Source organism: Flagellimonas spongiicola (assembly GCF_023502425.1).
Lineage (GTDB): Bacteria > Bacteroidota > Bacteroidia > Flavobacteriales > Flavobacteriaceae > Flagellimonas > Flagellimonas spongiicola.
Genome location: NZ_JAMFMA010000001.1, coordinates 288,862 through 310,765, shown reverse-complemented (window position 1 = coordinate 310,765; position 21,904 = coordinate 288,862). Strand labels below are relative to the sequence as shown.

The 21,904-nt window shown below is 38.9% G+C and carries 21 protein-coding genes and 1 tRNA gene; 7 read left to right on the top strand and 15 right to left on the bottom strand.

Annotated elements, in window-relative coordinates; genetic code table 11:
* Positions 1-42: 42 nt before the first annotated feature.
* The 8 genes from M3P19_RS01490 to M3P19_RS01455 are packed head-to-tail and all read right to left on the bottom strand — an operon-like array spanning position 43 to position 7,972.
* Entirely contained in the window at positions 43-1,362 is a 1,320-nt protein-coding gene (locus M3P19_RS01490) for a DUF3570 domain-containing protein (protein WP_417953205.1), read from the bottom strand.
* Between the two features lie 27 nt (positions 1,363-1,389).
* Positions 1,390-1,599 (bottom strand): DUF4266 domain-containing protein, encoded by a 210-nt coding sequence (locus M3P19_RS01485; protein ID WP_249655842.1) that lies wholly within the window; start codon positions 1,597-1,599, stop codon positions 1,390-1,392.
* Positions 1,600-1,607: 8 nt separating this feature from the next.
* On the bottom strand, positions 1,608-2,603 hold the full coding sequence (locus M3P19_RS01480; protein WP_249655841.1) for an FAD:protein FMN transferase: 996 nt from the start codon (positions 2,601-2,603) through the stop codon (positions 1,608-1,610).
* Positions 2,600-3,034 (bottom strand): thioredoxin family protein, encoded by a 435-nt coding sequence (locus tag M3P19_RS01475; RefSeq protein WP_249655840.1) that lies wholly within the window; start codon positions 3,032-3,034, stop codon positions 2,600-2,602. The genes M3P19_RS01480 and M3P19_RS01475 overlap by 4 nt, the downstream gene beginning before the upstream one ends.
* Positions 3,035-3,055: 21 nt before the next feature.
* Positions 3,056-3,511 (bottom strand): QcrA and Rieske domain-containing protein, encoded by a 456-nt coding sequence (locus tag M3P19_RS01470; protein ID WP_249655839.1) that lies wholly within the window; start codon positions 3,509-3,511, stop codon positions 3,056-3,058.
* Between the two features lie 46 nt (positions 3,512-3,557).
* Entirely contained in the window at positions 3,558-4,736 is a 1,179-nt protein-coding gene (locus M3P19_RS01465; RefSeq protein ID WP_249655838.1) for an AIR synthase related protein, read from the bottom strand.
* Between the two features lie 50 nt (positions 4,737-4,786).
* Positions 4,787-5,779 (bottom strand): serine/threonine dehydratase, encoded by a 993-nt coding sequence (locus M3P19_RS01460; protein ID WP_249655837.1) that lies wholly within the window; start codon positions 5,777-5,779, stop codon positions 4,787-4,789.
* 6 nt (positions 5,780-5,785) lie between these two features.
* Positions 5,786-7,972 carry a glutamine synthetase III family protein gene (locus M3P19_RS01455; protein WP_249655836.1) on the bottom strand — a complete coding sequence of 729 codons (2,187 nt, stop codon included), beginning with the start codon at positions 7,970-7,972 and terminating at the stop codon, positions 5,786-5,788.
* 211 nt (positions 7,973-8,183) lie between these two features.
* Here M3P19_RS01455 and M3P19_RS01450 point away from each other — a divergent pair, with 211 nt between their 5' ends.
* A complete protein-coding gene (locus tag M3P19_RS01450; protein ID WP_249655835.1) occupies positions 8,184-9,194 on the top strand; it encodes a glutamine synthetase beta-grasp domain-containing protein in 1,011 nt (336 codons plus the stop codon).
* Between the two features lie 55 nt (positions 9,195-9,249).
* On the opposite strand, the gene M3P19_RS01445 is transcribed toward M3P19_RS01450, so the two are convergent.
* Positions 9,250-10,188, bottom strand: coding sequence for a calcium/sodium antiporter (locus M3P19_RS01445; RefSeq protein WP_249655834.1), 939 nt, complete (start codon positions 10,186-10,188; stop codon positions 9,250-9,252).
* 211 nt (positions 10,189-10,399) lie between these two features.
* On the opposite strand from M3P19_RS01445, the gene M3P19_RS01440 reads away from it, so the two are divergent.
* From M3P19_RS01440 to M3P19_RS01420, 5 genes are all read left to right on the top strand, one after another.
* Entirely contained in the window at positions 10,400-10,759 is a 360-nt protein-coding gene (locus M3P19_RS01440; protein ID WP_249655833.1) for a BlaI/MecI/CopY family transcriptional regulator, read from the top strand.
* Between the two features lie 74 nt (positions 10,760-10,833).
* Positions 10,834-12,372, top strand: coding sequence for a M56 family metallopeptidase (locus tag M3P19_RS01435; RefSeq protein ID WP_249655832.1), 1,539 nt, complete (start codon positions 10,834-10,836; stop codon positions 12,370-12,372).
* A gap of 455 nt (positions 12,373-12,827) precedes the next feature.
* Positions 12,828-14,162, top strand: coding sequence for a cell envelope integrity TolA family protein (locus M3P19_RS01430; protein WP_249655831.1), 1,335 nt, complete (start codon positions 12,828-12,830; stop codon positions 14,160-14,162).
* Between the two features lie 125 nt (positions 14,163-14,287).
* The gene (locus M3P19_RS01425; RefSeq protein ID WP_249655830.1) at positions 14,288-16,066 is read left to right on the top strand and encodes a DUF885 domain-containing protein; all 1,779 of its coding nucleotides are present in this window, start codon (positions 14,288-14,290) and stop codon (positions 16,064-16,066) included.
* Between the two features lie 73 nt (positions 16,067-16,139).
* On the top strand, positions 16,140-16,316 hold the full coding sequence (locus M3P19_RS01420) for an SsrA-binding protein (protein WP_249655829.1): 177 nt from the start codon (positions 16,140-16,142) through the stop codon (positions 16,314-16,316).
* On the opposite strand, the gene M3P19_RS01415 is transcribed toward M3P19_RS01420, so the two are convergent.
* Positions 16,313-16,825: an adenine phosphoribosyltransferase gene (locus tag M3P19_RS01415; protein WP_249655828.1), complete on the bottom strand. Its 513-nt coding sequence runs from the start codon at positions 16,823-16,825 to the stop codon at positions 16,313-16,315. The two genes, M3P19_RS01420 and M3P19_RS01415, sit on opposite strands and share 4 nt — an antisense overlap.
* A gap of 67 nt (positions 16,826-16,892) precedes the next feature.
* Between M3P19_RS01415 and M3P19_RS01410 the strand changes: the two genes are divergently transcribed.
* Positions 16,893-16,966: transfer RNA gene (locus tag M3P19_RS01410), tRNA-Arg, on the top strand.
* 383 nt (positions 16,967-17,349) lie between these two features.
* Here M3P19_RS01410 and M3P19_RS01405 read toward each other — a convergent pair.
* The 5 genes from M3P19_RS01405 to M3P19_RS01385 form a co-directional block, all read right to left on the bottom strand.
* A complete protein-coding gene (locus M3P19_RS01405) occupies positions 17,350-18,351 on the bottom strand; it encodes an adenylate/guanylate cyclase domain-containing protein (RefSeq protein ID WP_249655827.1) in 1,002 nt (333 codons plus the stop codon).
* A gap of 143 nt (positions 18,352-18,494) precedes the next feature.
* The gene (locus tag M3P19_RS01400) at positions 18,495-18,932 is read right to left on the bottom strand and encodes a hypothetical protein (RefSeq protein WP_249655826.1); all 438 of its coding nucleotides are present in this window, start codon (positions 18,930-18,932) and stop codon (positions 18,495-18,497) included.
* A 40-nt stretch (positions 18,933-18,972) separates the two neighbouring features.
* Positions 18,973-19,860 carry an alpha/beta fold hydrolase gene (locus M3P19_RS01395; RefSeq protein WP_249655825.1) on the bottom strand — a complete coding sequence of 296 codons (888 nt, stop codon included), beginning with the start codon at positions 19,858-19,860 and terminating at the stop codon, positions 18,973-18,975.
* A 52-nt stretch (positions 19,861-19,912) separates the two neighbouring features.
* Entirely contained in the window at positions 19,913-20,617 is a 705-nt protein-coding gene (locus M3P19_RS01390) for a DUF6090 family protein (protein ID WP_249655824.1), read from the bottom strand.
* Positions 20,618-20,642: 25 nt separating this feature from the next.
* Positions 20,643-21,827, bottom strand: coding sequence for an acyltransferase family protein (locus M3P19_RS01385; protein ID WP_249655823.1), 1,185 nt, complete (start codon positions 21,825-21,827; stop codon positions 20,643-20,645).
* Between the last annotated feature and the right edge of the window lie 77 nt (positions 21,828-21,904).

Below are 21,904 nucleotides of genomic sequence, written 5' to 3'. Positions count from 1 at the left end.
ATTTACAATTTTTGATTGGATTGTTTCAGGCAGGAAACTGTGCTAATTCCCAACGAAGGTGGTACCTAAAGTGATGATGTAAGCGTTGAGCCCATCGCTGCGGTCATAACGATTAAATCGAAGATCAATACTTTTCAATCCAAAGGTTAATAGTTTAGCATTCGCCAGAATATCCTTGTATTGGATACCCATGCCATATTGATGCGCATCATATGCCGACAAATCGTAATCCGAGGTATAAAACTGAAACGTGGAAGACGCGACTTCCTTTGCATAAAAGTAATCCGCAGCAGACTGGGTATAAAATCGATAGGTAGGAAACAACACAAATTTATCAGATAACCTTACAGGCGCCTCTATACTTGCAGTATGCGAGGTAAGGCCCCAATCATCCCAATAATAACGATAGTACGTTCTGAGAATCACTACATCATTCAAAAAATAGTTCAATCTACCACCAACAGGAATCTTCAATCTTTTTTCCGGTAATCGCTCAACGTCATCAGCCAGTTGAAAATCATCTATGAAAAATGCTTCTGTATCTCCAAAATAGACACGCTGAAATGGGGTGCTTAGCAATCCCTCCTGAGACACCAAATCCACAAACAAACCACCTTGGAGGCGTTTACCCAAAATTTGGGATAATCCGAAGGATAAGGAATAGGTATTTCTGGATTCACCAACAAATGGAACAAAATTGGGATTATACGTCCCATTACCTGAAATACGGTCATCAAAGAAACCGTCTCGCAATTCAATTGGATAAATGGCATTCCACTTGTCCAAGAAAACACGACTAATCACTGAAAACTCCGTGTTTTTTTCGTTAAAAAGTCTGGTGTAACTACCCCCAATACCAAAAGATGTATAATCGTACTCGTTGGAAAAGTACAGGTTAGCACTCCAAACCGTATTGCGATCCGCCGAACTAAATTGAATAGACGGATTAATATAGGCCAATAAGTCCTTTCTGGATTCTCCGGACGAAGCATCAAAAGGTGTGGCATTGCTATTACTACCATCAAGCGGATTTACATTACTTGAAGAAGCAGAAGTATAAGCAGATAAGCCAACATCCACTGTAAGGACACCGTCTTCGTTCATGGGCATCCGTAATACCAAACTGGAAGTCGCATCTGTTAATTCTTCAGTTCCTTCCCCACCGGTCACAGCAGCATTATTTCCTTCTTGTTCATAGAAGCTAAAAAGCATGTCGATTTCGGTGGATTCCAAAACCTTTTTAGAATAGGTAGTATTCGATTGCTGCGCAATTAACATGGTGTTCACAAGCAAAAACAGAAAAAGTAGATAACCCTTGGAAATTCCAAGTCCCTTGCCGCTAATTTGGTGTCTCTTACCCATGGAACTATTTTGACAATTCAGCAGATGCTAGTTACAACCACATCCGCCTCCAGTTTTTCCGCCGTTGGCACCAGCTGAACCCTCTCTATACAATTGAAAATTCGTTTCGAAACGCTCACAGGGCCTTGCACTTAATATCATATCAGCATCAGTGAGGTATATTTTATCATATTCCCTAACCACCACGCAGGAGCTAGCGAAAATTAAAAGGATGACTACAAGAAAGACTCTGCCCATATTTAAAATTATGGATTATTATCAAACAATATCCCTGTACTACGGTGTACTTTGTTATCCGAATCTACAACGACCACCTCCACGCCATCAATTTGATTTATAAGATGTATACCGCTGTCTCTTCCCATAATAAAGACAGCAGTTGCCAGAGCATCACATAACTCCGCATATTTCGCAAAAACGGATACACTTTGGATTCCCTTCGTGGGATAACCTGTTCTCGGATCTATGATATGGGAATATTTTTCACCATTTAACACAACAAACTTCTCATAATTGCCACTTGTTGCCACAGAAGATTCCACGACAGGCAACCAACTGAACACTTTCTCTTTGCTGAGGGGATTGGCAATACCAACTAACCATTTTTCACCAGTAATCTTTGTTCCCCAGGTGGTAAGATCACCAGAAGCATTGATTATCCCACCTTTTACTTGTTTTGAAACCAATAGTTCCTTGGCCCTATCCGCTGCATAACCTTTACCAATGGCACCAAAACCAATCCTCATCCCCTTTTCTGAAAGGAAAACCGTACGCTTATCATAATCCAAAATGATTTTGTCGTGTCCTATTTTGGAAATTGCCATTTGCACTTCGGATTCTTTTGGTGAACCTTCCATACTACCATCAAACTTCCAGATTTGATCCATGGATGCGTAGGAAATATCGAAAGCACCATCTGTAATTTCTGATATTTTTTTAGCTCGTTCTATCAGCCCAAATAACTCAGCACTGACTATTACCGGTTGTATCCCAGCATTCATGTTTATCAGGGATGTTTCAGAAGCTTCATCCCAAGAGGAAATAATGCGCTCTATCCGTTTTATTTCGGATACGGCTTCATCTATATTTATATATCCAATGTCCTCGTTGGGCGCAATCACGGTAATTTCGAATCGCGTACCCATTAATTTCATGACCCTTTTTACCGTAACATCCTCTTGCCGTTGCCCATATGACAACAGCGCAAAAAATGTTACACAAAGAACCAGGACATTCCTCATTCTATGAAGCCATCTATTAACGAAATGTAATCTTGTACGGAATTCCGTCTATTGTATCCTGTTTTACCCAAAACATTTTGTTGTTCATCCAGGACCACAACTAATGGGAAATATCCTTTTGGGTTATATTCCGCAAAAAGTGTTTTGTTCTGGCTTAATAGATCATCATCAAGTTGATTCTTCTTTTTTCGTGGAAAATCAGCGTTGTAAAGCACGTAATTCTCTAAGGCATATTCGCTAAAGGCATCCGTATCTAAAATTGTTTTTTTCAATCGTATACATGGGCCGCACCAATCCGAACCGGAAAACACCAAAACAATAGGTTTGTTTTCATTTTTGGCCATGGCCAAAGCTTCATCATAATTTGTTTGCCATTGCGCTTGAATTCCACAAGTCACTACTGCGAATAAAAAGGTCAGTACTTTCTTCATGGTTTATTTAAAGATTTGGAATTATTCAAAAACCCTAAGGTCGGTACCATTAAGCTCAGTATTGAAAACTCGTAATGGATTGCTGGTAACAGAGTTGAGAGGTGTACCGTTTTGCGCGAATCTGGAACCGTGGGTAGAGCATCTAAAAATACCTCCATCTTCGGAGATAAAACGTACTTCTTCTGTTTGTTGGTGGCTACAAATCTGACTTGCGGCAATCAAATTACCTTCCAAGTTCCTAGCCACAACAATATCGGTATAACCAAGGCTTGGTATTGATTTTACCAATATAAAGCCACCGTTGTTCGCCAAAGGAGCCGCATCTGAGGAAGTTAAATCCACAATAAAATCTACACCATCCGGTTCAGGGAACTGTTCTAAATTTTCGGAATCTGTTGAACATCCATTCAAACAAGGAAACGTAAGGGCAAATGCAGCACCTGCTCCTATACTTCGTAAAAAATCTTTTCTTTCCATAGCGTGGGGTTTATAGAAAGAACGCTATTTTGATTGGATTCGTATGCTAGTATTCAAACTTGCCGTACTCGCTTTCTATGGTCAACTTTTTGGAAGTTGCATCTTCTACACGACCAATAATCTGGGCTTCCACATCAAATTCGTTGGATATAGATATCAAATCTTCGGCAATACCTGGATTTACATATAATTCCAATCGATGTCCACAATTAAATACTTGGTACATTTCCTTCCAATCCGTACCGGATTGTTCCTGTATCAATTTAAATAAGGGTGGCACCGGAAACAGATTGTCTTTTATCACATGTAGGTTATCCACAAAATGCAAAATCTTGGTTTGTGCACCGCCACTGCAATGCACCATACCATGGATATCCTTTGTGTTGTATTTTGATAAAATCCGTTTTACAATTGGTGCATAAGTACGCGTAGGCGAAAGTACCAATTTTCCAGCATCCAGAGGTGCCTCTTCAACAGCATCTGTAAGCTTGGTGCTGCCTGAGTACACCAATTCAGCAGGAACTGATTCATCAAAACTTTCTGGGTATTTTTCGGCCAAATATTTTGAAAATACATCATGTCTTGCCGAAGTCAATCCGTTACTCCCCATTCCACCATTGTACGATGATTCATAGGATGCTTTTCCATAGGAAGACAAGCCCACAATAACATCTCCCGATTTAATATTGGCATTATCAATAACCTTGCTACGTTCCATTCTTGCAGTAACCGTGGAGTCCACAATTATGGTCCGCACCAAATCCCCTACATCCGCGGTTTCACCTCCTGTAGAATGTATTGTGATTCCATGTTCCGATAAATCCGAAATCAATTCCTCAGTACCATTGATTATAGCGGAAATAACCTCCCCTGGAATCAAATTCTTATTTCTGCCAATGGTAGAAGAAAGCATAATGTTGTCGGTAGCCCCAACGCAGATCAAATCGTCAACATTCATTATCAAGGCATCCTGAGCTATACCTTTCCAAACAGATAAATCCCCGGTTTCCTTCCAGTACATATACGCTAACGAAGATTTGGTTCCAGCCCCATCCGCATGCATCACCAGACAATGTTCCTCACTCCCGGTTAGATAATCCGGTACTATCTTACAAAAAGCCTTCGGAAAGAGTCCTTTATCAATGTTCTTAATGGCATTATGAACATCTTCCTTGGATGCCGAAACCCCTCTTTGGGCGTATCTTTTGCTAGTTTCTGAGGACATAATCAGGTTTTCGGCAAAAATAGGGAAACTGGGTTTTATGTCATCCGGATTTACAACAATTCTGCAGGGGAATGCTCCATGTAATCCGTTTCCCAGATTTTATTGGTAGTAGGTTGGTCAACATTTCCGCCAGAGAGTATTACCACTATTCTTTTTTTGGTCGAAACTCCTTTTAACCAATGTACGACCCCGCCCATTGTCATTGCACTGGTAGGTTCAATTCTACATTTCAGGAGATGGGTCAGCCATTGGGTCCAATACACCATATCCGCTTCAGAAACTTCATGAAATCCATCAAGACGCTTCAAATATTCAAATGTAATATCTCCAACAGCCATCGTCATGGCACCATCAGCCAAGGTATTTGGAATCCCCGGTAGTCTTTGAATGATGCCTGTCCGCAATGATTCTGCTGCATCATTGGCATTTAATGGTTCAACACCGTGTACTTCTGTTTTGGATGACAGTCCTTTAGTAGCAATATAGGTTCCAGAAACTAATCCGCCACCACCGCATGGTGCAAAAATGGCATCAATTGCCTCCAATTCAGTTAAGGCTTCAAATGCCGCGGTTCCCTGACCACAGATTACCTGTTTGTGATTGTACGGCGGAATCCAATACGTTCCAGGTTCATTAGCTGCCTCTCGTACCTTGACATCAGTGATATCCCTAGTTTCACTTAGTACTACCTTGGCCCCATAGGACTTTGTAGCTTGTATTTTAACTTTTGACGCGTATTCAGGCATGAATATAGTGGCGGGAATACCAAACTGTCTTGCCGCAAAAGCCACTGCTTGGGCATGGTTTCCAGAACTATTGGCTACAATTCGTTCAGGTGGCTCACCGTTTTCCAATAACCAAGCAAGGGTATTGCAACCACCCCGAGCCTTGAAGGCACCTATTTTTTGAAAATTCTCTGCCTTGAAATACACTTCATGCCCCAACCATTGGTTTAAAAGTTCTGATGTAAGAATTGGGGTTTGGTGAACAAATTTTGAAATACGGGATTTTGCTTTTTCAATATCTTTTAAATCCAACGCCATGTCTGGTTATTTTTTAAATAAGAGTTCAGCGTATTTCGTTAGAGGCCACAAATCATCGGATATCAGTTTCTCCAAACTATCCGATTGTTCTCGAATAGAATCAAAATAAGGTTTTACATCTTGACAATATGCTTGTGCTCGCTTGTTAATTGTGGAAAGACCATTTGCACGTCTGCGACTGGCCGTCATTTCATCGGTTAACTTTTTGATTTCGGAGAGATGTTCACCTATTTGCTCCAGAATATTCAATTGGTTTTCGGCCACTTTGTTATATGCGGCGCCGTAAACTTCCTTTAATCCAGTAACATTCTCCAAAAGGACATTCTGATATCGTACTGCGGCTGGAATGATATGATTATATGCCATTTCACCTAGCACGCGACCTTCAATTTGCAGATGCAGGATGTACGCTTCCAATTCCACTTCTTGATGCGCCTTTAGCTCTACCTCACTCATCACCTGCATCTCATTGAACAAAGCGATACTTTCTTTGGATGTTAGTACCTGCAGCGCTTCCGGGGTATTTTTATTGTTACTGAGCTTTCTTAGTCTCGCTTCGTCTTGCCATTCCGTACCATATCCATCGCCATCAAATCGAATACGTTTTGAAGTCTTGATGTATTCCCGCAAAATATTGAAAACTGCTTCATCTTTTTTCAGACTTTTCTTGTCAATCAAGGCATCAACTTCCTTTTTAAAACTGGTCAATTGCTTAGCAACAATCGTATTTAAAACGGTCATGGGTTTAGCACAATTCGTTTTGGCACCCACCCCTCGCATTTCAAATTTATTTCCTGTAAAAGCAAATGGTGAAGTACGGTTTCTGTCAGTGTTATCCAATAAGATTTCTGGAATCTTACCTACTACATTTAGTTTAAGCTCTGTTTTTTCTTGTGGCGACAGTTTTCCCTGGGAAACACCTTCCAGTTCGTCCAAAACATCACTCAACTGTTTACCAATAAATATGGAAATAATGGATGGAGGGGCTTCATTGGCCCCTAACCGGTGATCATTACTTGCCGAGGCAATTGACGAACGCAATAATTCCTCGTATGTATCGACAGCTTTTATGGTATTCACGAAAAACGTAAGGAATTGTAGGTTTTTCATTGGCGTGCTCCCTGGACTCAGTAAATTGACACCAGTGTCTGTGGCCAATGACCAATTGTTATGTTTCCCAGATCCGTTTACTCCAGCAAATGGTTTTTCATGAAACAGCACCTTAAAATGATGTCTATCGGCTATTTCTTCCATAACATCCATTAGCAGTAGGTTATGGTCCACCGATAAATTGGCCTCTTCAAAAACAGGAGCCAATTCAAATTGATTTGGCGCTACTTCATTATGCCTAGTTTTTACCGGAATACCGAGTTTAGTGCACTGTTTCTCCAAATCACTCATAAAACTAAGCACCCTGCTTGGTATAACACCAAAATAATGGTCGTCTAATTGCTGACCTTTCGCAGCAGCATTCCCGACCATCGTCCTGCCAGTCATAATCAAATCCAATCGTGATTCGGCAAGGGCCTTATCAATCAAGAAATATTCCTGCTCCCATCCTAAGGTTGCATGTACTTTCCTCACATTTTTGTCAAAATACTGGGCAACACCAGTGGCCGCTTCATCCACAGCATGTAAGGCGCGTAAGAGCGGTGCCTTGTTATCCAATGCTTCACCCGTATAGGCTACAAATATGGTAGGAATACAAAGTGTGGTTTTATAGATAAAGGCCGGAGAAGTGGGATCCCAAGCTGTGTAGCCCCTTGCTTCAAACGTATTGCGAATACCTCCGCTAGGAAAGCTAGAAGCATCTGGTTCTTGCTGAACCAACTGTGCCCCACCAAATTTCTCCATCGCCCTTCCGTCAGAAAGTATGTCAAAAAAAGCATCATGTTTTTCAGCAGTAGAGCCTGTTAGTGGCTGAAACCAATGCGTGTAGTGGGTAGCGCCCATGGATAACGCCCAAGCTTTCATCCCCTCTGCAACTTGATCGGCAATTTTACGGTCGATTTTGGTTCCTTGAAAAATTGCGGCCTTTACTTTTTCCAGTGCTTCCTTAGTAAGAAACTGAAGCATTTTTTCTTCGTTGAAAACCTGTTGTCCAAATAGTTGAGAGCGTCTTCCGGTTTCCTCTACTGTGGTATATTCTCGATTGTTGCTTTCTGCTAATGCATCAAATCTGGTTCTTGACATGCTTGAATGTATTTGAAATACAAAACTACAATTAACAATTTAATAATAAATGATTGATATTTTACTTTTTTATCAGCATACCCCATAAATTTTAGGGGTTCGTTTAAATTTATAGACTATTTTGACATTTTAACCCTATAAAATGCATAATATTGTTTTAAACATTTATTTTTGTCACTTGAAAATTTGAGAACAAATAATTACCGTAATTATGAGCAAATCTAAATTAGAGTACATCTGGTTGGATGGTCACCAGCCAACTCAAAACATGAGGAGTAAGACTAAAATTGAAGATGATTTTAGTGGTAAACTGGAGGATTGTCCAATATGGTCATTTGATGGTTCTTCTACAGAACAAGCCTCAGGAGGTTCTTCTGACTGTCTTTTGAAACCTGTTGCCATTTACCCAGACCCAGTACGAAAAAATGGCTGGTTAATTATGGCCGAAGTTTTAAATGCAGATGGAACACCCCATGATTCAAATGCAAGGGCGACAATTGATGATGATGATAATGATTTCTGGTTTGGTTTTGAACAAGAGTACTTTTTAATGGATACCAAAACAGATTTACCTTTAGGCTTTCCTCGGGGAGGTTTCCCTGGACCACAAGGTAAATACTATTGCTCAGTTGGCGGAAGATACACCTGGGGTAGGGATTTGGTTGAAGAACATGCTGATTTATGCATCGAAGCTGGTTTAAATTTTGAAGGTATCAACCAAGAGGTTGCACCAGGCCAATGGGAGTTTCAATTGTTTGCCAAAGGCGCTAAAAAAGCTGGTGACGAGATTTGGATAGCTCGTTATTTATTAGATAGGTTGACTGAAAAGTATGGCTATTATATCGAGTACCATCCAAAACCTGTCAAAGGAGATTGGAACGGTTCTGGTATGCACGCAAACTTCTCGAACACCACATTAAGAACTTGTGGTTCGCAAGAAATCTACGAGAAAATTTGTGAAGCCTTCAGACCTGTAACTGATGAACATATCGATGTTTATGGTGAATTCAATGATGAGCGTTTAACTGGATTACACGAAACAGCCCACGTTTCCGATTTCTCATATGGAGTTTCGGATAGAGGTGCATCGATAAGAATTCCGATTATAACTGTTGAAAAAGGTTGGAAAGGATGGTTAGAAGATAGAAGGCCAGCTTCTAATGGTGATCCATACAAAATTGCAGGCCGAATTATCAAGACTGTTAAGTCAGCTGACGTATAAGCTCATAGATTAATTGTTGATTATATTTAGGAAGCCGCCCTAATAGGGCGGTTTCTTAATTTATGGTAAGGAACACAAAGGTTATATACAAGGTCAATAACACTATCCCATCTCTCCACCCCAATCGTAGTCCCTTTGGAAAAAACACCAACGGAAGTATCAAGAATGAAATACCAAGCATCCAAAAAATGTCATTGGTCAACAATCCCTGATCAACCACCGAAATTGGTGTAATTATCGAGGCGACTCCCAAAACGGCCAATAAATTGAAAATATTGGACCCAATAAGATTGCCAAGGGAAATAGCCTTCTCCTTTTTCAAAACCGCTATAACAGAAGCTGCCAATTCAGGAATACTGGTCCCAACTGATACAACTGTGATGCCAATGACGCGATCGCTGACTCCTATGTTGGAGGCCATTCCAACGGCACCATCAATCAACAATTCCGAACCACCCCATAAGGCAGTCCCACCTATTCCCAACAGAAGTACGGTCTTATATAACGGTAGCATTTCGTCATCTTCCGGCATCTCATCTTCAACTGCCTGTTTTTGAAATCGAAGTAAATACACTAGGAACAAAAACAATAACACCACAAATATGACTCCTTCGTACCGTTGTAGCGTTCCATCGAAAAAGATGAAACCAACAAACAACAACGAAGCTACCATCATTACCGGCCAATCCGTTGTATAAAAGCTCTTCCTAACATCAATACTACCTAGAATTACCGTGATACCAAGGACCAATCCCAGATTCGCGATATTGGAACCAACAACGTTTCCCAAAGCCAAATCAGGATAACCTTCCAGAGCAGCCTTTATGCTTACAATGAGTTCCGGTGCAGAAGTTGCAAATGAAACAATAGTCATCCCAATGACAATTTTTGGTATGGCTAATCTCAAGGAAAGTGCAACTGCTGATTTTAACAGCCAATTACCTCCTGCAATTAACAAAACAAGCCCCAAGAGTATAAAGAAGAAATCTTCCAATCCAGTAAATTTTGGCGTAAATATAGACCAAGATTTTATGACAGTTGATGATTTACAACCGAAATAAAAACTAAATATTTAGTTAATTAACTATTTTTATAGTTGTATAACTAAATTTATAATAGTATGTTTGGTTGAAATTCATCAATTATTCGGTTTTGTAACAAAACTTGAGCAGCAAAAAGCATCATTGAACATACATTGAACCACCATGCAAAAACTAACAAACAAGGAAGAAGAAGTAATGAAAATTTTATGGCGGCTGAAAAAGGCTTTTGTAAAAGAGGTGTTGGAACAAATGGAGGGTAACAAACCCCATTACAATACCCTATCCACCATAATAAGAAACCTGCAGGAAAAAAACTATGTGGGACATGAGGCTTTTGGAAATACACATCGATACTATCCCCTAATTACCAAAGAAGCATATCGTAAAAAGTTCATCAATACAACAATTGCTGATTTCTATGACAATTCCTATAAAAGTTTGGTATCATTTTTTGCCAAGGAAGAAAAGATATCCGTGGAAGAGCTAAAGGAAATTATTGAACTCATTGAAAAGAAAAAGTAATGGAACCCTATTTTATACATCTACTGAAATCATCTGGCATCCTGTTGCTTTTTTTAGGATGCTACTTGATCTTCTTGAAAAAAGAGACTTTTTTTGATGGCAACCGTTGGTTTCTGTTATCCGGAATTGCATTTGCCCTGTTCGCCCCTTTCATCTCCATAACTGAAGTCGTAATCTTGGATTCAAATCTGTTTTCAGGAGCAACAATCAATAATGCTCTTACAACGGGAACATCAACAGCACCTTCAACATTTAATTGGAATACAACACTTTTGGTACTCTATTTGGCGGGTGTACTTGTATTCGGCTTACGTCTTTTGGTACAGTTATGGACCATTAATCATATGATTACAAATGGCAAACTACTAAGGGAACAGTCTTTTTATCACGTTCAGACCCAAAAAACCATATCCCCGTTTTCATTTTTCAAATACTTGTTTTATCACAAAGACACCTTTAACCCCAGTGAGTTGAAATCTATTATTGCCCATGAAAAGGTACATGCCAGGGAATACCATAGTCTAGACATCCTAATAATGGAATCTCTAGTAATCTTCTTATGGTTTAACCCATTGGTCTGGTTATACCGGACTTGCCTAAAACAAAATCTGGAATTTCTGGCAGATGCGAAAAGTTGTACAACAGGTGAAGGCAAAACATTCTATCAATACCTAATGTTAAAGCAAGTGATGGGCCCAAAATCCATGACACTTGCAAATCCATTTTATAGTTCATTAATCAAAAAACGAATAGTCATGTTAAATCAAAATCACTCCAAAAAAACTAGAATGCTTAAAATGCTGGTAGTCTTTCCTGCCCTCACGCTTTTCCTTATGGCATTCAACACCAAAACTGTGTATAAAAATGAAATAGCCCAAGACAACGTTCATCCCAACATTGCGCAGGACAATTCTATTAGTGTTGTCATTGATAAAGATACTTCTGATGCGGAACTAGAACGTATCAAATCTGATTTGCAGAAAGAAAACGTTGATTTCTCCTATACAGTAGTCCACAACTCCAACAATGAAATCATAGGAATTGACTTGCACATAAGTGGTCGTGGAAAAGATGGTGATAACTTCACAGGTAGTTACAGTTCTAACTCTAATTCACCTATCAGCCCAATTTCCATGTATTATGATGGCCCTTCAAACAGTGTGTCTTTCGGAAATTCATCATACAAGAACATCCAAGTACATTCCGCAGACAACCATGCTAGTGTTAATGTGCGAGTGGATAGTGAAAATGGGCACAATGTTGAAGTTCATGAAGACATGAATCACGATACCGAAAAAGAGGGGCATGTTATTATTGAAAGATTATCCGAAGATGGAAACACCGAGAATAACATCATGATAAAACATGGTGACCAACATGATGAGATGGAATTTAGCGGTAACGACAGGAATCTAATATTTAATTATGATGGTACCGATAAGCCACTCTTTTATGTCAATGGTAAAAAAACCACAAAAAAAGAAGTCGAAAAATTAACTCCCCATGATATAGAAACCATTGAAGTACTGAAAGGCGAAAGTGCGACAAAAAAATATGGTAAGAAAGCAAAAAATGGCGTAGTGGAAATCACTACAAAAAAGCGTAATCAATAGTTAATTTTCTTCGTTTTTGACAGTTAAAAACGGTCCCATATGGGGCCGTTTTTTTTATCCACCCCCAAACGAAATCCTCAAAAACGCTCAATTTTTGAAGGTTTTCGCCCTTAGTTTTTAAAATCAGACCAAAAAGACCCCTACAATTATTACAATTTCTTATAGTATACTGACAATAACCTTACATACTATTACTTTATCGTAGAGCTTCGAATCATATTTATATCCTATATCATTTTTTTAACTACAATTATGTATGCAATTGTATTGATTTTGCCCCAAAAATTTGGAAACATGATTTCCATCATTTTATCTTAAAAAAAGTAACCGGTTAACTACATCATTTTCAACCATTAAAATCAATCATTTCAATGATCACAATTGTAAAGTTTTTGGTGATGCTGGTCGTTCAGCTCATCACTGTAATTTTTGTTTAACCTTTAAAACCAATCGCTATGCTTATAACATTAGGAATACTCATAATACTTTTAGGAATTGTTACCCTGGTTGCAAAACCCATCTTTAAAACCAGTAAACTATTGCAATGGTTTAATCCAAAGCGAAGTTTGCAAATCATAGGTGTCGGTATTTTGATGAGTGTGGTAACCGGGACGTTTTTCTATGCTGAGCCAGGTACCGCCTACGCCGTACAATATCCTTGGGGAGGTCAAAAAGCTGTCTTCAGACAAGGCATTCATACCAAGATGTGGGGTAGATTAATACCAATACAATTTGAATTGCCCATTAAATATGTTATTCCCAATTCCGAAGGTGATTTGGGAGAGCAGAGTGAATACGCTAACGTTGACGCTGCCAAGTATTGGGCGTTCAGTGATGCAGTAAAAGCAAGAATTGCTACCTCCGTAGTTATCAGTATCAATACGGACGATCAAACGCAGTTCTTATCAGTGGCAGATCGCAACAAAACTGAAAAAAACCTAATTAGATCACGTATCATTCCAAATATTGATCAGTCCATAAAAAACACCTGTAAGCTTATGGACGCGCAGGATTACATTTCAGGTCAAGCTTCAGACTTTGACCGCTATTTCAAGGATCAGTTGGAAAATGGAATGTATGTACTAGAAGAGTACTCAGCTATGGAGAACAAGGAAATCATTGGCGATTCCACTACGGTTCGGACGGTGGTGAACAAGGAAACGAAACAAAAGCGGTTTCGGATCAAAATCAAAAATGGACAACCTATTCGCGAAGAGGGAAATTCGCTTAAGGCCTATGGTTTAACTGTGGTACAAGCGGTGGTAACAGAAATCGACTGGGAAACAACTTTTGACAAACGCCTACAGTTGCAAAAGGAAGAAGTTGCGCAAACCCAATTGGAAAAACAACAAGCGGAGCGTGAGTTTTACCGTGCACAAAAAGAAAAAGCACGAGGTGAAGCTGAAAAGGCCGCAGAAAGAGCCAGACTGGAAAAAGAGCAGATCCAGAAGACCATTGCAGCGGAAACTGAAGCTAAAGTTGCGGAGTTCAATCTTGTGAAGGAGAAGAAGCAATTTGAGGTGGAAAAATACAAGGCACAAAGTAAAAAAGTGGCTGCTGATGCTGAGGCTTACCAAAATGCCAAACTTGTAAATGCCGGTCTTACCCCTCAAGAGCGTGCTGAATGGGACTATAAAACCTCGGTCGGTGTTGCCAGGGAATTAAAAGAACTCCGTCTACCCGAAATTTTTATTGAAGGTTCTGATGGTAAAAGTAACGACAACAATTTGCTGGAATCATTAATTGGTGCTGATTTGGCCAAACAGATGATGAGCAATCCAAAGAAGTAGAACCTTAGTTGCAATACCTCGCCAAATGGCGAGGTATTTTTTTATCAAAACTTTAGCAGTTGATCTAGAGTTGCTATTCACGATTTGATTATTTTACATTTTTGTAACAAATCAATCTATAAAAAGTGAAAAAAATAACAATTCTGGTTCTGTCGATTGCAGTACTTCAATCCTGTAAGAGCGAACCAAAAACTGAAGTTTCCCCAAACCTAAAAGCTGAATTTACAGCAGTTTTAGATGGCTATTATGAAGATGGCCTCAAATTATCCCCAATAAACGCAACAACGGCTGGTGACCACAGATACGACGATAGTTTCCCTAATTCACTTGCTGACGATCATATTGCGAAAGTAAAAGCATATTACGAAACATATAAGGCCAAACTCGATAGTTTTCCTGATGATCAACTTTCTTCAAGTGAGCAAATGAGCAAAGCCATTTTACAATGGGAATGTGACATTAATTTAAATGAATTCAATTACAACGCCAATCTTACGCCGATAGACCAAATGTGGTCCCCCAACCTTTTTATGGGACAATTGGCTAGTGGCTCCAGTGCGCAACCGTTCAATACGGTAGAAGATTATGAAAATTGGATGAAACGAGTGGATGGCTATTTGGCGTGGCTTTCCAGTGCGCAAGAGCGGATGCGACAAGGCATGGAATCCGGACACGTCCTTCCCAAATCCCTAATTAAGAAAGTGTTACCACAATTGCAGTCGCAAACCGTAAAAAACGTAGACCAACACTTGTTCTTTTCCCCCATCAAGAATATGCCCGCGGATTTTTCTGAAGCGGACAGAGAAAAATTGACAAATGCATACGAAAGCATGATTCTGGAACGCATTGTTCCAGCATATGAGAACCTTCATACATTCATGGCGAACGAGTATATGGATGCAGGACGTGAATCTAGTGGAATCCAAGGAGAACCTGATGGTGACGCCTATTATGCACACCAAATTAAGCGCTACACCACAACGGATATGACTGCAGCTGAAATCCACGAATTGGGCTTAAGCGAAGTAGCCCGTATTCGGTCAGAAATGGAAAAAATCAAAGATCAGGTTGGATTTGAAGGGGACTTAAAGGCCTTTTTTGATTACGTTAGAAACAATAAGGACTTAATGCCCTTTACAGATCCTCAAGAGGTCATTGATAACTTCAATGCCATTCATGACCGCATGCAACCGCAAATTGAAAAGTTATTTGATGTAAAACCAAAAACCCCTTTTGAAGTAAGACGTACTGAGGCTTTCAGGGAAAGCTCGGCAAGTGCAGAATATAATCCGGGCTCACTGGACGGGACAAGACCAGGCATCTTTTACACGCCGATTCCTGACGTAACGAAATACAATGTATACTCAGATGAATCCCTCTTTTTGCATGAAGCAATACCTGGACATCATTATCAAATTTCCTTGACCCAAGAAAGTACGGAATTGCCCAAATTCAGAAAATTATTGTGGTATAGCGGATATGGTGAAGGCTGGGCCTTGTATTGCGAATCATTAGGGACAGAATTAGGTCTATATACAGATCCATATCAATTGTTTGGCATGCTTGGCGCAGAAATGCACAGAGCCATTCGCTTAGTCGTTGATACCGGTTTACATTCCAAGGGATGGACTCGAGAGCAGGCCATCCAATACTCTTTGGACAATGAGGCTGAATCCGAAGCATCCATAACCTCTGAAATTGAGCGCTACATGGCGAATCCGGGTCAAGCCCTTTCCTATAAAATAGGTCAATTGAAAATCAGGGAGCTTCGAAATAAAGCTTCAGATGCGTTGGGCGCTAACTTCGATATAAGGCAATTCCACAACCAAGTTTTAGAAACCGGATGTGTGCCTTTAGCCTTATTGGAAAACAAAATCGACAACTGGATTAAGGAAAATAGTTAATTGTTAGGTTTTTTTAATTTTTCTTGGGGGGCTTTGCCCCCTTTCTTTTTTGCTATCAACTCGTTACACAAGGATGGTTATATTTGCAACACCAACACTTAGTATGATGTTTTATAGAATATTGGCCAAAATCAATAAAGCGGTATTGCCCTCTTTTACTAAAAAGGGTCTAGATCCAGCAAAAGCTTCAAAGTTGCAGTTGGCTATTATTGGTTGGCGTTATTACGTTACCACAAGAGCATTGGATTAATAACGCAACAAGGATCGGATGGGATATCCATTCAGTTTTTCCGCTCCATCAAGGAAAGCCAACTGAATCAAAAAATTGCACTGCACTACCTCTCCACCTAATTTTTCAACCAGTTTACAGACCGCCTGTGCGGTACCTCCAGTCGCCAAAACATCATCATGGACCAAAACTTTCTCGCCCTTTTTAATGGCATCTGAATGGATTTCAAGAATATCCGTACCATATTCCAAATCATAGGGTTCAGAGAGGGTTTTGTAGGGTAGTTTTCCCTTTTTTCGTACAGGAATAAATCCCGCACCAAGTTTAGAAGCAAGCATTGGCGCGAAAATAAAACCTCGGCTATCTACACCAACAACTTTATCCACATGGACACCTTCCAACATATTCAATAGAGCATCGGATGCCGCAGTTAGTGCTTTGGTATTGTTGAGGAGTGGTGTTATATCCTTGAAAGTCACACCCGGTTTTGGAAAGTCCGCAACATCACGGATATAGGACTCAAAATCCATTAGCAATTTTAGATTAAGTGGTTTTGTAGTAAAGGTAAAAAGAAATATATTTGCACCCCTATTAAAAGGCCGCGTGGCGCAACTGAATAGCGCATCTGATTACGGCTCAGAAGGTTGCAGGTTTGAATCCTGCCGCGGTCACGAATAAATCGAAAAGCAAGCAAAATATTAAAGCTTGCTTTTTTGATTTTGTGGGTTTTTGATTTTCAGCGCGTAGCGCTAGGGAAAATCATGGATAATCCTGCCGCGGTCACTTAAAGCGAAAACCCTACATGAAAATGCAGGGTTTTGTTGTTTTTGCCCAAGATTACAGTTTTAATTGATTTCAATGAATTCGTCAACAATTCAATCTACAATTATCTATTCGTAAACCGTGTTGACCTAATTCCAAATAACTTTATACTGTGCCATAAAACGTCACTTATTGAAACTATTAAAAAAGACCAAAAATGGCACACAGATATAGGTCAGAATCTGTTTAAGCTTCACATTCCCTTAAAACGGGCATTTTTGAAACAATGAAACTAACGCAAAAATTGTCTTTGGGTCGCTAATTGCACTCCATAAAGCGGAAGTTTTTGTGATTTACCTTTAAGTTGAATTTCGCCTTTTACCTTTATATAATAGTCTTTTTCCTTTTGTAGAAATGGCAATATATTTTCTGAAACCAATAGTTTTTGTTGCAACTCATTACACTTTCCTTCAATTCTTGCGGTGGTGTTCAGAACATCGCCATGATAGACGATTTCCTTTTTTTGTTTCCCAACGGTCGTTACGATAACCTTTCCGGTATGTATGCCCGCTTTAAATTCAGGAATGATGCCATATTTGGTAAGATACTCATTGTGCTTTTTTTTAATGATTTCCACCATCTTAAAAAAGCATAGGATGGCATTCAAATTATTCTTTCCTATAGGCCATACCAAGATTATCTCGTCTCCTGCATATTGATAGATTTCTCCTTTGAACAAAATAATGGCATCGGAAATATCATTAAAGAAATCCCTTATAAATGTACTGTACATTTTGTTGCCCAATTTTTCAGCTATGGACGTGGAACCTTTAAGGTCTAGAAACATGAACAATCTAGAAACTTCACGTGGTTGACGATACATTCCAAAAAATAATCTTAAAAAATTGGCCCTCCCGATGAGGTGTATAATCTGCAGTAAAAAGAGTGTTATAGCAATAAACGACAAACTAAATAGAAAATCTCGTCTATACTCAGGGCCGATCAGATATTGAATTACTGCTTCTGAATAACTGGTATTATATTTAAAGACATTTTCGATAGCCAATACCAAGGCCAAAATGGTGCTTATAAGCAAAGAGTATAACAATGACCTAATTATGGTTACAGCTAGAGAAGAAATTTTATGAAATGCTTTTTTGAAAACAAACTCTTCCAAAACTCCAATAAGCAGACCTAAAATAACACCTATACTACCTGCCTCAAAAAACTCTATAAACGTATGTGAATAGAAGAAGTAGTTATATGAAAGCCCAAAAACCATTGAAATTCCCATGATTATGTAAATGTTTTGTAGGCTTAGTTTTCTCTCTGGTTTCATCGGTCGGTTGGTAGGGTTTACAGGCATTCATCAAATTAAAAACCAATGAGCTCAATCGTAAGCTGTTTGTGCTCATTGGTCTTCGTTTCTTCTTTAGATCAACTCTGATACTTATCCTTCTTTTTGAATACCATGTTAACACGGTACTTGGCCTGACCACCGATGACTTCTACATCCTTTCCTGAACTAAGACTTATATTGTTCTCCTTACCATTATAGGCATTGACATACTCAAAGCCAAGTTTGGACATCGCGTTCAATAAATCGGTTTGATTTCTGATTCGAAGTTTTTTCTTGTTTTGAAGTAAGGATTCAAGTTCCCTTAAAACCTTTTCATAAGTAGATTTTTTATAATCGATGTTTATATTGATTCCCCCAATAAGTTTGGTGTTCTCTGAAGTAACAACCACGTATTCAGGCAGTTCATCAACGCTTACAGAAGATACTGCTTCTACCATTAATTCTTGAGCTGTAACACTGGCTGACCATACTATCAGCAATGTTAATCCTACTAAAATTTTGTTTATTGTTTTCATTTTGATTTACTTTTAATTTTTTGATTTTTAATTGTCAATTCTATTTTGATAATAATATTTTGATGTGTTCTATTACTAGACTTGGCTCTTCGAAATTTATACCATGTCCTGAGTGTACCGTACTAATATGAGTAAAGTCGGAGATGCCAACACCTAATTCTTCGTGTGCTTCATACCAAGTTTGTCTAGTTCCTTCATGCAGATCATCGGTATCGTTATTATTCTGATCTTGTTTCATGCTTGTAAGCACCGTTATGGGTATGTTCGGCAAATCCGTTAAGGTTGTGGCATATATGTCATCTTCTATTAACTCTCTGGCTTCCATTGGTGCCCCATGATTTTCCGTTCCAAAAAGACCTAAATAAATTTCATAGACGAAATCTTCTTTAGCTTGATTAAGATTGTGAAAAGATTCATGTGTTGGATCAATAAAAAGGATTGATGCTACTTTATCTGGATTTTTGATTGCATAATCTCTAGCAATTAGTCCTCCAAGAGAATGACAAACCAATATCATTTTTCTTCCATTTAAATAGGGCTCCACGACCATTTCTAAATCGGAGGTTAAAGTCTCAATATCTCTGGGGCTTGGACCAATTTCAGAATTATTATAACCTGCTCTATCATAAAGCAATACATCTGATAAATCTCCAATTTCGTCTACTATTCCTGTTGTGAACCACTCGAAAGCACCATAACCAAGTCCAGATTCAAATACAACAAGATATTCTGTATTGTTGATTTGGTTATAAGTTTCTAATTTGTGTGTACCTAGATTAATACTTACCTGCTGTGGTTCATTCCTACTTGCATTCGGCTGCGAAATATCATCGTCATTATTACATGATGTGATAAATACGATGGACATTATTGCCATCATTGCAATTTTCATTTGATTTTTACTTGTTTTCATTATAACTGTTCTCATTTTGATTGTTTTCAATTGATTTATTAATATTTAAAATGTGTTGTGTTAAAATTCAGGATGGAAGTTCTTCGCCAATTTCAGCTGTAATCACCTCAATTTCGTTCAACGCTTCTTGATATACCTTGTCCTTTTCTTCCATAATCTGAAGCAGGGCCAATACTAGATTTTGAAATTTATAAGTGTATAATTCATCGGGTTTCTGAATTTTACCGTCTGAAAATTTTAAAAGGGGGGTTATACTGGGTACCACATAATTCATCATAGCATCATAATGAATGTTCTCCATTCGATTGATATACAGGTATTTTTCCTCTAGTAGTCGAATCCCATTAATGATATCTTGATTGCGCAAGAGTTTAATCTCCCCGCTATTTACCAAGGTTTCGTAAATGTTTCCTTGACGGTCAAAATCGGTATATTGGGTCAGTTTACGAACAAGAAGCCCCAGAGTGTCCATCTGACTTCTATTATTATCTTCCAGAATTTCATTGGCGTAATTAAATTGAAACATAAAGCTCTTGTTCATGTTCATTTGCTCCAAAATCAATTCTCTATCGTTCGCTATCTGATTACGTACATTTTGATAATACCGAATTTCAGCATTGCCCTTTATTCGGTTATCGTTCCAGTTATTGACTTGAATGGCCAAACTTATCCCGATCATGACCAACAGAATTTCGCCTAGGGCGTACAGCGTATATCGTTTTAAATTCCCCGCTACAATAAGGGACTGTCGTATTTTTCTGAATAGTTTCATCTTTGTTTATTAAGGGTTGAACCAATTATTTATCAAATACGGGGGATTTAGGGACTGCGTTGGCTACCGCACCTTGTTTCTTTTTTGGCTTCATTCCAAAAACAACTCTCAGAACATTAAATTTTTGAATGAACCAATAACTTCCTAGAATGAACACCAATGATATTAGGGTTATTAAAATTGCTTGCAATCCATAGGAAACATCCCATTGTAAGACGACATAGCCTACAAAAATCAAGGCAGGCTGATGCAATAGGTAAAAGGGATAAATGGCTTCATTCAATGCTTTTCGTGATACATGATCTTTGTTGAAGTATCTTTTACAATAGCCGATTGCAGTCAATCCGCAGGACAATGAAATGACCATTTCGGTTATACCTCGAGTGTAATCCTGAACTATGGAAGGTTCTCCGAAAATTGATGGCAATGAAAAGAGTAATACTGTAAATAGGATTGTTTGATACAAGTACAATCGCCTATCCTTAGTAAGAGCCCTAATTACTTTATCACTTGTGAATAGGATAAATCCGCCCAAAAAGAATAACAAGTAGTAGGAAAAATAAGCCCAATCATTATAAAGGGCATGGGTACTGTTTGGAAAATACTGTCTCAAAATAACCTGGGAAAGGATAAGAACGGGCAACAGCCAATTCAACCCCATTTTCCTTGAGGCAATGTTTATCAATTTTCCCCTGATCATATTGTAATGCCCACTTTTGGTATAATGTAAAAACGGTGCTATTATCAAGGAAATCAACAATAAATAAAGAATGAACCATAAGTGGTGCCATGAGATATTACCAACTGGATAAGGTCCTCCATCGAACATATGGGGGGTGAAATCCAAGAATGAGCCGTATAGGTCAATTCGTTCTACATAGACCATAAGTGGTACTAAAGTGAAAAAGCCAACTGTAAATGGGATATACAGTCTTCTTAATCGCTCTTTCACATATTGCCAAGTTGTTCTATGGCCCATAGCGTAGAATGTTCCGATACCAGAAACCAGAAACAATAGCGGCATGCGCCATAGATGTAACCACCACATTATAGGGTCTAAAAACTCAAATGATTCCGCACTGTTCACGTGCCATTTTTCCGGTCTAAAAATCATTCCAACATGGAAGAAGAATACGCTTATTATTAGTCCGATTCTTAGCCAATCGATGAAATACTTTCTTGGTTTTTTAGGTGTAGACTGTGTGTACATAACTGTTCGTTCTTTGATTATGAAACAAAGCTATTGTACAACGCCCCCTTCCAACGACCTAGCCTATAAGTACGGTG

Coding starts and splice junctions, on each gene's coding strand:
- M3P19_RS01490 (WP_417953205.1), bottom strand. CDS start 1,362: ATGGGTAAGAGACACCAAATTAGCGGCAAGGGACTTGGAATTTCCAAG.
- M3P19_RS01485 (WP_249655842.1), bottom strand. CDS start 1,599: ATGGGCAGAGTCTTTCTTGTAGTCATCCTTTTAATTTTCGCTAGCTCC.
- M3P19_RS01480 (WP_249655841.1), bottom strand. CDS start 2,603: ATGAGGAATGTCCTGGTTCTTTGTGTAACATTTTTTGCGCTGTTGTCA.
- M3P19_RS01475 (WP_249655840.1), bottom strand. CDS start 3,034: ATGAAGAAAGTACTGACCTTTTTATTCGCAGTAGTGACTTGTGGAATT.
- M3P19_RS01470 (WP_249655839.1), bottom strand. CDS start 3,511: ATGGAAAGAAAAGATTTTTTACGAAGTATAGGAGCAGGTGCTGCATTT.
- M3P19_RS01465 (WP_249655838.1), bottom strand. CDS start 4,736: ATGTCCTCAGAAACTAGCAAAAGATACGCCCAAAGAGGGGTTTCGGCA.
- M3P19_RS01460 (WP_249655837.1), bottom strand. CDS start 5,779: ATGGCGTTGGATTTAAAAGATATTGAAAAAGCAAAATCCCGTATTTCA.
- M3P19_RS01455 (WP_249655836.1), bottom strand. CDS start 7,972: ATGTCAAGAACCAGATTTGATGCATTAGCAGAAAGCAACAATCGAGAA.
- M3P19_RS01450 (WP_249655835.1), top strand. CDS start 8,184: ATGAGCAAATCTAAATTAGAGTACATCTGGTTGGATGGTCACCAGCCA.
- M3P19_RS01440 (WP_249655833.1), top strand. CDS start 10,400: ATGCAAAAACTAACAAACAAGGAAGAAGAAGTAATGAAAATTTTATGG.
- M3P19_RS01430 (WP_249655831.1), top strand. CDS start 12,828: ATGCTTATAACATTAGGAATACTCATAATACTTTTAGGAATTGTTACC.
- M3P19_RS01420 (WP_249655829.1), top strand. CDS start 16,140: ATGGTTATATTTGCAACACCAACACTTAGTATGATGTTTTATAGAATA.
- M3P19_RS01415 (WP_249655828.1), bottom strand. CDS start 16,825: ATGGATTTTGAGTCCTATATCCGTGATGTTGCGGACTTTCCAAAACCG.
- M3P19_RS01405 (WP_249655827.1), bottom strand. CDS start 18,351: ATGGGAATTTCAATGGTTTTTGGGCTTTCATATAACTACTTCTTCTAT.
- M3P19_RS01400 (WP_249655826.1), bottom strand. CDS start 18,932: ATGAAAACAATAAACAAAATTTTAGTAGGATTAACATTGCTGATAGTA.
- M3P19_RS01395 (WP_249655825.1), bottom strand. CDS start 19,860: ATGAGAACAGTTATAATGAAAACAAGTAAAAATCAAATGAAAATTGCA.
- M3P19_RS01390 (WP_249655824.1), bottom strand. CDS start 20,617: ATGAAACTATTCAGAAAAATACGACAGTCCCTTATTGTAGCGGGGAAT.
- M3P19_RS01385 (WP_249655823.1), bottom strand. CDS start 21,827: ATGTACACACAGTCTACACCTAAAAAACCAAGAAAGTATTTCATCGAT.